This is a genomic window from Aeribacillus composti (assembly GCF_007827555.1).
Lineage (GTDB): Bacteria > Bacillota > Bacilli > Bacillales > Aeribacillaceae > Aeribacillus > Aeribacillus composti.
In genome coordinates this window covers 20,347-33,147 of record NZ_VISS01000022.1, presented here as the reverse complement: position 1 = coordinate 33,147, position 12,801 = coordinate 20,347, and the positions used below count along the sequence as shown (strand labels likewise).

Below are 12,801 nucleotides of genomic sequence, written 5' to 3'. Positions count from 1 at the left end.
CAATTTTTAAATTAAAAAACTCATCCCTGCTTCATAGGTTAGGAATGAGATTCGGTAATCACTTCTCTCGCTTTAAAAAAAAGATTCATCACTACTTTTTGTGATTTTGGCAAAAAAGAAGAAAACACTTACGAAAACCTGGCAATAATGTTAGCTACCACACAAACATAAGGAGGTTTCGTAAATGCTTTCTATATCACTAGAATTACCAGAATTTGAAGTGATTAAACAACTTTCTTTCTCCAATCAATATTTTGTTTGATATGGAAATGTTTGTGCGATTGCGGCAATGAAGGTTTCAATTCCTCTTAGTAACAGAACAAAAATTCTTATGTTTCAATTCCTCGTAGCTAAGATAAAAACGGCTTTTGATGCCAAAGTCGTATATCGGGACGTAAAGTTTCAATTCCTCGTAGTTAAGATAAAAACTTGAGCCTTTGGGATAGCATATCATCACCCTTTTTGGTTTCAATTCCTCATATCTTGTGAATTGTTGCTAATTTTTAAAACCCTTGAAAATCAAGGGTTTTTCTTTTTCATCTCAGCGTAAATCCGAGTGAATTTTATGCCCTCCAAATAGCTTTTGCCCCCAATTTGTCCCCCGTATCTCAAACAAAAAATAATTTAAAGGCTAGCTTATTGCACCTCTTTTTTTACTTATCTAATCGTGACTAAATTCCCTAATTCCATACTATAATTGTCGAAAAATACGCCAAAAATCTGAAAAGGTTTATAATGGAATCAAAAGTTCTTCGATTTGTCCCTATAGAAAGATCCCCTCCATAATAGTCAGATTAATGGGCTTTCTTTTTTCTGTCTACTATAAGGGGATCATATCAGTACCGTTTGCGCCCTTCTTCATACACAACATTCGTGAGCCGAATTTTACTGATCACTGGCATCGTCCTTCTCCCTTTCAAATCCGTAAATAAATTCAAAAATCCCGCGGTTGTATTCGACTTCCATGAAAAACGTTGAACAATTGTTTTTGCTTTTTCCGTCAACGCGACTTCATGGTTGCCGATATCGACAATAAGACCTTGGTCGATTAAAAAGCGCCGCGCCGTGTCGATGAAGCTTAAACGGCTGATCGTATTGCCGCTTTGCTTTTTCGCTGTTTCTTTAATATCGTCCATCGCATCCCATTTTTCAATAATGAGTCTCCAATTGTACGAAAACTCTTGTTCTAATTGTTTCAATTCGTCCGGGTCGTGCTGTTTCAATTGATCGATACGCTCTTGGACAAGGTGCACCCATTCATCCATGCCTAAAAATTGCCGCGTTGGTTCTTGGCTTTGATACGTATCATAAAAGCTGCCAAACAAGACGAGCACCGTAAAATAAGGCAAGTACAAATCGCCGTTCGTGGCACCTGAGCGAAGATAATGGCGCTTAATCCAGTCGTTGCTGACATGGAACGGCGACAACTTCGTGCGCAGCACGAGAAACATTTGCTCGCTCGTCAAAACGATCAAGCAATCGACTTCGCGGCTGAACATGTCCAATAGCCCGCGTATATCATCGTCGCTTTTATAAAGCTGCACCGCCTGCTCGCCTGCGACGCCATGGCTCGCTAGCACCGTATACAATCGTCTCCTTAGCATTAGATAGAGTAAAATAATTCTTTTTTCTAAAAACAAAAGATCCCCTAGGATTTTTAATAAGAAGGGGATCTTTTAATAATTAAAATTAACATTAATTATTGTCCATTTAGCTTTTTCCAAATTTCTTTATATTCTACTCCAGAGAGCTTTTTATTTGCTGAAATTTTATTCCAATCCTCATCTTTTAGACTATTTATCCAAGCTGTTGCACTTACTGACGACGCTAATTTTATATCATGGGAATTTTTATACATCTGTCCCATCTCTTCCGCAATACTTCTAGGAACATTGGATGAACGCATTAATACTGCTTCACTGGAGTTAACTCCATAATAAATCATTGAAGGTAAATTTTTTATTTGCATTTTTTCTTCCTCAACTAATTTATCAAAATCTATACCCGTCACTGGAAGTTTAATAATGGATGACATCCCCCAAGAAGCAGCATTTACAATTTTTGAATATATTGCTCTACAACATTCTGTAAGAGATTCTTCACTAGTATCGTTAAAATATTTCCTTGATATTTCATCCAATGTTTTTCCAGAAACCCAATCGGAGATTATATCTGCTAAAAATTTACGTTTAGTGCCACCGTTAGTAGCTATTTCCTCTAAGCTCCCTTTAATTTCTGGAATTGTTAACATTACTCCCATTAAATCTTTTAACTTTCCATTACTCGAAAAAAGATTACTTTTATTCCATGTTTCAGAAGTTAATTTCAATTTATTTACAGCACTAATTGTTTTCGCAACTGCTTCAGGAGAAAAACCTGTACTATCAGATAGAGTAGCATAACTTTTTTGAGTATCTAGTTTTTGGGCGTACTCCCTTACTTTTTTAACAAGTATTTTTCGTTTACTTGGATCAATTGAATGAAAACCAAATGTTCTTCTCAAAAACAATTCGGCATTTGCACTAAAGCTATCTAAATCCTTTGTTTGATTATACATGTGAGCAAGATATTGAAGAAACTGAGACCATCTTGAGTCAATGTATAATAAATCCCCTAAATCTTTGTCGTCTCCAAGTTTTTCTAAATCATTTACCATTTCAACTAATCTAGATACTAAATCTTTAGTGGATTGTTTTAAATATAATTTTAGTTCATTAAGTTCTTCTTCTTTTTTAGCTTTTTCATCTCCAATCACTATTCCAACAACACCAAGTGTTCCTTGGTCGGCTCTTCCCGCTCTTCCGACCAAATTCCAAAAATCTTTTGTCGGCATTTTTTTATAAGGATATCTATAAGAAGCCATAATTATTGTTGATACAGGAAAGTTTATACCTTGAGCAATTGTAGTAGTAGCTACTAAAACCCTTAACTTTCCTTTTTCCATTAATTGCTCCATCAAAAATCTAATTTCGTCCGGTATACCTGAATGATGAACACCTATACCCTTATCAAGTAAACGACTTAAAATAAAGTCTTCACCTAACTCTGCCTCAATAAACTTTTTGATCAAAATTAGTTCATCATCCAAATCAATATCATCTAAATGTACTGATAGCTCTTTTGCAACATTCCAACAATACCTTGGTTTTTGGCAGATTAGTAAAATACCTTTCCTATTAATTAACTGCTTTGTTGCAGCTACTGCTAGCTTAGATTTTGTTAAGCTACTTCTAGCTATATCCATAGGCGTTTCACTACTTATATCCAGTTTTTGCTCAATTTGGATTCTTTCTCTATCTGTAAGTAAAGTTTCAAATTTAGTTTTCCATTTTCTACCTTCACCTTCTGGATATATCGCGCCAATTAGACGATCATTTGGTTGCCAAGAGAGCCCGATACTTATATCATTTGGACTATCTGGATCTAACCATGATGCTAATTCTTTACTATTAGGAATAAAAGGAGTTAGTAACAAAAAGTTTGCCTTAGGACAATCATTTTTGATATTTGCCATTAATATTTCATAATTGAGCCCTCTAGTCTCATCCTCTAAATTATGAGCCTCATCGATAACGGCCAATGCAAGTGGTCTTTTTAATTCTTTTTCGATTCCATTTCTAATAAGTAAATTTAGTTTTTCAGTTGTAGTAACTAATACATCAAAATCATCTTTATTTTGATGTATTAGATTTTCTTCGAATAAATCTAAATCTAATGATCCACTTACTTTCTCTACTTTGATTCCAATAGGGCTAAAATCACGTCTTAATCTATTAGTTACTTGATTCACAAGGGCTCTCGTTGGAACAACGTATGCTACCCATCCTTTATCATCCGAAAATTGATTTAATGCCTGAAGAATTCTAAATTCAGCCAATGCAGTCTTACCACTAGAAGTTGGCATATCTACAACAATAGCTTTATGAGCAGGATCTAATAAGCCTTTTTCTAGAATAGCCCGTCGCTGTGGATATAAAAGTTCAAAGATAGGCTTATTTGACTTTGTTATATATTCAACAAATTTAGTTACTCTTGAATTTACTCTCTGAGTAACCATCCAAACTGAGTTAGCAATCATTTGTTGAAGCATACTTTGTAAGAGCTTTATGACGAGACCCATTTCAATATTTGAACTTGCTTCAGCTGCATCTATTGCTTTTTCAAAATGGAAATCTAGTTGTTCCCGAATATTAATTGGATTACCATTAATCATAAATTCGGCTGAAACATCGATTGCTTTAGCAAGATGATAAAGACCTATTAGCTCAAAAGCGCTGCTTCTTGCATATTCAATTTTTTGCTTTTGTAAGTATAAAGATTCAAATTTTTGCTGTTCGTCTCTTAACTCAGTGATAATAGAACTTGCCTGAGTTAAGTCTTTCCAATCGGACTTTCTCACCAAATATAAAAATGCCAAATATATCTTTTTAAATAATCTTAAGTCCCACTCTTCTTCGTTAGAGTCAACATCCCAAACATCCGAATTTTCAAGTAAGAATCTTCTCCCATCCTGCCATCTCTGCCCTAAATATGAATATGCAACTAATTTATATACAAATTTGATTTTATCTACTTCATTTTCAGGCAAAGGCAAAGCCCTTAATAAAATAAAAGCTGATTGACAAATTTCATAAAAAGTTTGCTTCTCTTGCTCAGTTTCTAACTTTTTATTTTGCAATTCTATAATCGCTAATTCTAATATATCTAAAACATTTTGGATTAAAGCGTTATCTTTTTCATTGTTAATGATTGTTGTATTATTTTTACAACTAAAAAAACTATCAGATAAAGACGCTTTAATAAGTCTATAATCAGCAATTTTGATAGATTCTATAAATTCCTGTTCTACCAATGTATTTATTAGCCAATGATTTGGTACTTTCATACTCATAATTAACCACTCCGTCTTAATGCCTTTACCCAGTTATCATTTTCCATTTTATAGCCACTATACACTCCGACCAGCTCTATTATCATTTGCCCTGGAATATTTTTATTTAAAGCTTTTGCCCTTGAATGTAGATCTCTATAGTTTACTTCAGTGTCCCTAACTAATACCCCTACTAGTTTAACTTTTGTTTTTGAACTTTGATAATAATTTTTTAAAGCTATAGTACATTCATCTTTAAAACTTCCGCTCATCAACACAGCTTTTGTCCAAATCCATTTTACTAAATCATCTCTCTTTTCAGCATTATCTCTTAAACTCTCGAGCTGATAAACCATGCCTGTTCTGCCATAGAGTACATTAGGCGGCGAATCGGAATCATTTGATGTTTTAACTTCACCAAATAAGAAACAACTTTCTCCTTCAACTTCACATAACCCCACCAAATCTGCACCTGTATCATTTCCTTTTGGATTTTTAGCATCACGTGAACTATTATAATAAAACTTTGCGTTAAACTTATCTTCAAGTACACATTCCGCTAAATATTCGCCTATTCTCCAATTATTTTCCATTTCCCTGTTTGAAAATATTTCAATAAAATTTTCAGCAGTGAATCCAGTATCCTTTAGTGCTTGTTCAGCTTCTAAAGCTAATCTATTAGTCCACTCTAAATCTTCAAATTTTTCTTTTACCCTTGTTGATATATATTCTTGAAACTTGTTCTCAAGAAATAAAAATCCCCAATAGGATATGGTTTTTTCATCTAAAGGTTTATAATATTCTTGTTTAAAATATTCTTCCGTTACCGTATTTTCCATTTTCATACCCCCTAACTCCACAATTACCAGAAAACTCCTCAAAAAATGTTTATATACTCAGTTCTACTATAAATACTTCCTAAAAATAATCGACTTCTTTCTATAACTAAATTATTCCGAAAAACGTGCTTACACATTTTGTTCAAAAATTCATTATGAGTTTCCAAGGATGATAAAAAGTTTCGTTGATCTGTAATAATGAATTTTATCATTTTATTGGGTCACTCACCGTAAAACCATCTAGTGTGATATAATCCAAATATTTTTACATCACTGGGTTCGTTATTTTAGGATGTTCAATAATGTTGTGGTAATCGCCAGATACTAATTGGCTAGCTAAACTTCTAGCTGTATTAATAACTCATAAGAAAAATAGAAGCACAAATTGACGAAGCTACTATATCAATCTATTGTACGACCTACTATTATTTTGGTAGAACCTTCAAATTTAATTTTACAAAAGTGGATCTAAGTCAAATTTTGGGACACAAAGAAGTTAATTTTTTAATTAAGTGCCTGCCCATATAAGTGTGGTAAGGCAGTGACGCTTGACAAGGAGTCTCTGCGGGCATGATTCTCCTACCAAGAAGGCAGATGTGTAAAACATCGGCATCGCCAAACAAGGCTATCATGCCCGCCACTCCATGTAAAGCGGGTGCACAATCTCAAGATATCGATTAGGCGGTACGCCGAATGTAGTCCTCTACCTCTTGTGGGGTTTTATAGCCAATGCTACTATGAATTCTTTTTCGATTATACCAACCTTCAATGTATTGAAATAAAGCTAATGTAGCTTACTGGTAATCCATATATTTGACGTTTTGTATTTCTTCTTTCTTCAAAATGGCATAAAAAGATTCCATGCACACATTATCATATAGGCAACCTTTGCGGCTGAATGACTGTTTCATGCCTTTGGATTGAACATACTTAGTAAATTCTTCACTTGTATATTGAGAACCTAGGTCAGTAAATGATAAGCCCTCTTTCCGGAGTTTGAGTGTCATACGCGTTTGCTAAAGCTTGAATCACCAGATCCGTTGTCATCGTCCGCGAAAAGGAATAACCAATAACCTTTTTAGAATGCAAATCCAGTACAGAAGCTAAATAACACCAACCGTCTTTCACTGTATGGATATAAGTAATATCTGATACTCATTTTTCATTAATGGAATTTGTCGAAAAATCCTGTTCTAATAGATTTTCTCGTTCTTTCACTCTTTGATTACTTGAATATGGACGGTATTTTTTCGAAATGATCGAACGAATTCCAGCTTTTTTCATCAAACGCTAGACTCTTTTTAGGCTCACCAAATAGCCTTTTTTTTGAAGAGTGATATGGATTTTTGGAGCACCATAGCGTTGTTTGCTTTCTGTATGAATTCTATGATTTTGTCGGTTCATTCCTTGTTTTCCCGGTTACGATTCGACTCAACCTGTTGAAGCGATTGATAGTACGTACTTCTAGGTATTTCGAACTCTTTGCAAAGCGTTTTAATGGAATACTGGTCTTTATGTTGATCAATCACAGAAACGAGCTCGTCTTGACTTACTTTTTCGCGAATATGGCCATAGCCTTTTTTAAAATGTCGTTTTCCTCCTGAAGACGACGGATTTCTTTTTGCAGCTTGACAACATCATCCGGAGTGACAGATGTTCCATCTTCCAAATCGATAGGGGATTATTGTTTAATCCATCTGTAGATTGATACATCTGATACGCCATATTCGCTGCATAAATCTTTCACAGAGCTGCCAGTGTTGTAAAGATCAACAACCATTTTTTTGAAGTCTTCATTAAATTTTTTTCCAGTACTATGGTTACCCATAAGGACACATCCTTTCATTTTTTATTATGGTCAGTTATATGAAAATTTAACTTAGATGTGTCCATGGAATTATACTAGCATCAGTTCGAAACAAAATCATGTCTAGCAAATAAGTTAGTGAGATAATTTTGTGAAAATCTTAATATATCACCTCGTGATTCTTTAATATCGATAATCTCTTTTATTAACTTTGGTTTTAATTTTTTCTTTATTTTCAAACCATCAACACCTACTATTTCTAGTTAGACATTTATTTGAGAAACAAAGGTCTATAACCCGATCCATATTACTGTTCGTTGATATATTCTATACAACTTTCACAAAGTCCTTCTGCTGGTTGATCTAAAACAGCTTCACATCTTAAACATATCCTTACAGGATTTACATGACCACAATAAAGGCATGTTCCTAATCCATACTGGTTGTCTTCTGACAAATTAACCGTATACTCATTACATTTTTCACAGGGATAAGATGCTAAATCATCGTCGGGAACTTCCGGCATTTTGTTTTCCAGTAAGTTATTAATAAGAGCTTCTAATTCCTCTAAAGCTGAAATATCCATTTCTTCATTTGTTTTAGGCATGTACGACGCTTGTTCTTCGTCAAATTCTGCTTCACCATTCGTGTAGCTAATTACAAAACTTTCTTGATGAACATCATTGTAAAACACTAAAAAATAGACATGACTCGTACTGCCTTCCGATTCATCGATATGGGGTTCTACATCAACCTTTATACTATTTTTACTGATATTGTGAACGATTTGAAACACCTCTTCATAACTGCTCAGCAGAGGTTCATTATAGGTGACCTCAATGTCACTTCTGTAATAAATACCTTGTTCAATACGTTCAAAAATGGTGGTGATATGTTCTCGTAACAATTGGATGATTTCCTCTGCATCCCGAATTTTTACTCCTGCTTCCTCTTCAATGAGTTCCTTAAAATCCGTCTTCCTTTGATAGGTGTCAGCAAATTCCATCGCTTCTAATTCTTCCAGATAGTTTGCTACTTCCTCTTCTAAATGCTTGGAAAACTTATCTTCTGCTTCCGTTATAATAGATAATAGATCACTCATGCTTTTTTTAAATTTTTTATACAATTTAAAATCAATCAGCTTGTTATGGGCTACATGATTTCTGTCAGTGCTAAAATTTGTCCATTTTCCTTGAAACTCTCTCAGCGTACAAGAAAACCATGGTGAAAAGTAATCTTCCCAAAAATCTATATCCACTTCCATTTGTTCCTTTAACACTTTGGTTAAGTCCTTTTGATGTAGTTCAAATGATTTTGGATCGTTCATTAGATTATTCATAATATACTGAAACTGATTAAGTTGTTGTCTGGGTGTTTTTTGCAAGCAAAAAGTGCAGAAAAATGCAGCGAAATTTTCATAGGCTTGCAGAAATTTTTACATTAATTACCACATTATGTTTTTATAGAAGAAAGGGCATTTTTCAATCGGTAACTTTCCCCTGTGAATGCTATGACATGTGCATGATGCACTAGTCTGTCCACTAGTGCAGAGGTTAGTCGGTTATCCCCAAAAACACGATTCCATTGACCAAATTGTTTCTTTATCACTTCAACTTTATTTTTTGCATTGATATATTCATAAAAAAGCGATTCATTTTCATCATTCAGGAAACGTAAAAGTCTTAAATCTTGTCTCCCTCTTGATTTAATTCGATATAAATTTTTATTGGTTTGTTCACTTAATCTTTTAGGATCATATACCCCGTTTATTACTTCTTCTAAAAAAGAAATCACCTTATGAAATTGTTCAGTTGGTAAATCTTCGGTAGTAAATTCTTTTAATTGAATGGCAACTGCATTCTCCTTGACTGTTTTCGTGACAAATGGAAGCTGATGAAAAAAGGCCATCAAAAAAGAAGATTTTTCTTTTGTTTTTAGAAAATCATTTGAATTGGCCGTCCGTAGCTCTATAAATTCATTCCAGCCTGTTCTTATAAAGTCAAAGGAAATATATTCCCAAGGCTGATCCAGTCCTCCATTTTCAAACTTCTCTCTCGATTTTTCTGTCTCGACATACAATACAACCCATTCGAATCTATTTTTGTTATCCAAATTTGTTCATTAGAGCTTAATGTGTAAATACAATCTACCTGTTTTGCAAGTTCAATTAGTAGTTTCTCTAGCATCTTTCCCATCACAAATCCAAATTTTTCTTTATTTATATTATCAAATTTTTTCGAAATAAAAAAACACATGCCTGAGTTGGAATGCATGTGTTGAAATGAAAAGGGAACAAATTTTCTAATTTAAGCCCTTCAAATTAATTTAGCCTATTTTTGAGTTAAAGGAAATTCTCATTTAAACAATTATTTTAATTTCAAATAAGTCGGTAGATATCTTACCTTTCAGCAAATAAATAAACGCCCATCCATTCGGATAGACGCTTTTTTGACAGACTTTGACTACCTCAGCAAAATTGTTCACACTACAATCAAATCATGTTCGAAGCAAAATTGTGGATCAAGGGTTGGATGTTATTGGAATGGTGAAGGATACAAAACAAAGATATCAAGTGAACGGTGAATGGGTAGCCTAAAAAAACTATACCAAACAGCTAAACCATCACAACATCAAAAGGGTATTTTGCGCTCTATTCACACAACGATGGTAAATGGCGTTCCTGTTAAAGTGGTATTTGTCCGTAATCGTAATAAAAAGAGACAGTGGCTAGCTATTTTGAGTACAGACTGTACTTTATCGGATCAAGAATTCATTCGTATTTATGGGATACGTTGGGATATTGAAGTATTCTTCAGAAAAGTCAAATCATTATTGAATCTCCAAAAAGAGTTCCAAGGAAGATCTTATGATTCCATGATCAGCCATACCACTATTGTGTTTACAAGGTACATTATTTTGTCTTTGTCTTGGCAAAACCGAGTAAGTACAGATTATCGAACATTAGGCGGCATTTTTTATGAACTTTGTGATGAAATCGATGAACTAGATTGGGCCTTTGCACTTCACTACTCATTGAAATTCTTGAAGATGCACTTCAAAATGTAAATCAACAGATTAAAAAATTAATCGAAAGTCAATTACGTAAATGGATTGCAGTTTTGCCTAATTATATCAAGGCCAAAATTGTGCTGCGAAAGTTGAGTTAAGGTATAATAAAAACAAGTAAGCGCTTAATCACAAAATTACAAATTGAATTTATAATTTGGAGATATTTATGAAAAGGATAAATTGGGGTATACTAAGTGTTGCAAATATTGTCTTTACAGAAATAATTCCTACACTGCAGCGTTAGATCGTGCATTTGTATCAGCAGTGGCTTCAAGGAGTAAAAAAGAGCTAAGCGCTTTAACACACCTAAAATTTATGAAAAATAATGATGATCTTTTAAACGACACAACAATTGATACAGTATATATTCCACCTCCTAATTCATTGCATAAAAAATGGACAGTAAAAGCAATGGAAGCAGGAAAGCATGTACTACTTGAAAAGCTAGCTGCCTTAACTGAAGAGAAAATGATTGAAATTAAAAGAGCTTCTGAAGCTAATAACGTTATTTTTGATGGAAGCGTTTATGTATCAATTTCATAGTCAATATAAAAGGGTTAAAGAATTGTTCGAATCTGATTTTATTGGTAATCACCATCATATTAAGGTGCATTTTTCATGGTTACTTAATGATCCGAATAATATTCGGCTACACCAAGAGTTCGGTGGTGCCATGTGGGATGTAGGGTGTTACGGGGCATTCATACACTTACTCAATTAATAGGCATGAAACTAGTAAAAGTGTCTATGAGCGGGAAAATTCATCCTGAATATACAGCTGATACCTCACCTATTTGTATCTTAATTGACGATGAATATCGAACAGGGGAAGTATTTGCTTCAAATAGATCTTCCCTTTATAATCGTTATGAAATCATCAGACCGAAAGAATCAATCTTTGTAGATTCTTCATTTCGCTCTAATGTTTCAACAGACGGTAGTGAAAAGTCATCGTAAAAGGAAATTCATTTGAAATGGCGAGTTATTTGCAAAGAAGCTATCAATCATTATACAATGGATCCTCCTTTATCGAAATTTAACTCAAAAATCTAGAGGAAACTATTTCCATAAGTGAAGTAGTTCCTATTTCTTGTATCGTTCAAACAATATCCTGAAAAATAGGGGAGAGAAATAAGGTTGAAAGTGACCATTTATGACGTGGCAAGAGAAGCGAATGTTTCAATCGCAACCGTATCTAAGGTGATTAATAATAACGGACGGATTAGTGAAAAGACAAGAAGAAAAGTCCGTGAAGTGATGGAAAGACTTAACTATCATCCGAATATGATGGCATCAGCTCTGATGGGAAAGCAAACAAAGACAATCGGACTACTTATTCCCGATTTAGCGAATCCATTTTTTTCAGAGTTAGCAAGAAGTATTGAAGATCGGGGACACGAACTTGGTTATAACCTCGTCATATGTAGCACGGATTATCAAATTGATAAGGAGAATAAATACCTTAGTCTTCTGAAACAAAAAGGTATAGACGGCTTTATCTTAGCTTCCGGATTTGAAAATTTAGATAAAGTGGAAGAACTTATGCAAGAAGATATTCCTGTAGCGAGTGTTGCTCGTGATTTTCCGATGTTTTCTATCAATACGGTAGCAATTGATGATTTCATGGGAGGATACCTCGCGGCTTCACACTTAATTAAGCTAGGTCATAAAAATATCGGTATCATCGCTCTTGATGTATGGAGTAACAGAGAACGGCTCCGTGGTTTTAAACAGGCATTGGAGGAAAATAATTTGGAGTTCACACCTGACTTCGAATTTATTCAAAAAACCAATAATCTTTTAGAAGCAAGTAAATTTATGACTCATAAATATTTAAGTGGTAGCAAACCTCCAACAGCTATTTTTGCTTGTAATGATTTATTGGCGGCGGGAGTAATCCAAGCAGCGAAAGAAATGGGAATGAACGTACCAGAGCAACTTTCTGTTGTCGGATTTGACAATACTATTATTGCAACAATCGTTGAACCGACATTAACAACCATTGCTCAACCAATTCAAAGCATGGGAAAAGAAGTAATGGATTTAATGGTTTCAATGATCGAAGGAGAAATAAAAGAAAAGAGGCGCATTACTCTTCTTCCAACGCTTGTAGAGCGAAAATCTACAGTAAAATTGAAGTCAAGCACATAGCTCTTATATTTCAGGCGTGTTGATTAACCAATAAAATCCAGTGACAGATACAAAAAAGAGCACCT

General features: G+C 34.2%; 6 protein-coding genes and 4 pseudogenes. 4 read left to right on the top strand and 6 right to left on the bottom strand.

Annotated elements, in window-relative coordinates; genetic code table 11:
• Positions 1-885: 885 nt before the first annotated feature.
• The 6 genes and pseudogenes from FB379_RS12115 to FB379_RS19115 form a co-directional block, all read right to left on the bottom strand.
• A pseudogene (locus FB379_RS12115) lies at positions 886-1,604 on the bottom strand (DUF6063 family protein).
• A 95-nt stretch (positions 1,605-1,699) separates the two neighbouring features.
• A complete protein-coding gene (locus FB379_RS12110; RefSeq protein WP_144598102.1) occupies positions 1,700-4,891 on the bottom strand; it encodes a DEAD/DEAH box helicase in 3,192 nt (1,063 codons plus the stop codon).
• Positions 4,892-4,893: 2 nt separating this feature from the next.
• Complete coding sequence (locus FB379_RS12105) at positions 4,894-5,709, bottom strand: hypothetical protein (RefSeq protein WP_144598101.1); 816 nt, start codon at positions 5,707-5,709, stop codon at positions 4,894-4,896.
• 677 nt (positions 5,710-6,386) lie between these two features.
• A pseudogene (locus FB379_RS12100) lies at positions 6,387-7,537 on the bottom strand (IS3 family transposase).
• 286 nt (positions 7,538-7,823) lie between these two features.
• A complete protein-coding gene (locus FB379_RS12095) occupies positions 7,824-8,843 on the bottom strand; it encodes a hypothetical protein (protein WP_144598100.1) in 1,020 nt (339 codons plus the stop codon).
• A 125-nt stretch (positions 8,844-8,968) separates the two neighbouring features.
• Positions 8,969-9,112, bottom strand: a pseudogene (locus FB379_RS19115) (ATP-binding protein); the annotation flags it as partial.
• A gap of 916 nt (positions 9,113-10,028) precedes the next feature.
• On the opposite strand from FB379_RS19115, the pseudogene FB379_RS12085 reads away from it, so the two are divergent.
• From FB379_RS12085 to FB379_RS12070, 4 genes and pseudogenes are all read left to right on the top strand, one after another.
• Positions 10,029-10,683: pseudogene (locus FB379_RS12085) on the top strand (IS4 family transposase); the annotation flags it as partial.
• An 82-nt stretch (positions 10,684-10,765) separates the two neighbouring features.
• Positions 10,766-11,128, top strand: a complete 363-nt coding sequence (locus tag FB379_RS12080; protein ID WP_158640192.1) for a Gfo/Idh/MocA family protein — start codon at positions 10,766-10,768, stop codon at positions 11,126-11,128.
• A 132-nt stretch (positions 11,129-11,260) separates the two neighbouring features.
• Positions 11,261-11,542 carry a hypothetical protein gene (locus tag FB379_RS12075; protein ID WP_144598098.1) on the top strand — a complete coding sequence of 94 codons (282 nt, stop codon included), beginning with the start codon at positions 11,261-11,263 and terminating at the stop codon, positions 11,540-11,542.
• 180 nt (positions 11,543-11,722) lie between these two features.
• The gene (locus FB379_RS12070; protein WP_144598097.1) at positions 11,723-12,736 is read left to right on the top strand and encodes a LacI family DNA-binding transcriptional regulator; all 1,014 of its coding nucleotides are present in this window, start codon (positions 11,723-11,725) and stop codon (positions 12,734-12,736) included.
• The last annotated feature ends 65 nt before the right edge of the window (positions 12,737-12,801 follow it).

Coding starts and splice junctions, on each gene's coding strand:
- FB379_RS12110 (WP_144598102.1), bottom strand. CDS start 4,891: ATGAGTATGAAAGTACCAAATCATTGGCTAATAAATACATTGGTAGAA.
- FB379_RS12105 (WP_144598101.1), bottom strand. CDS start 5,709: ATGGAAAATACGGTAACGGAAGAATATTTTAAACAAGAATATTATAAA.
- FB379_RS12095 (WP_144598100.1), bottom strand. CDS start 8,843: ATGAACGATCCAAAATCATTTGAACTACATCAAAAGGACTTAACCAAA.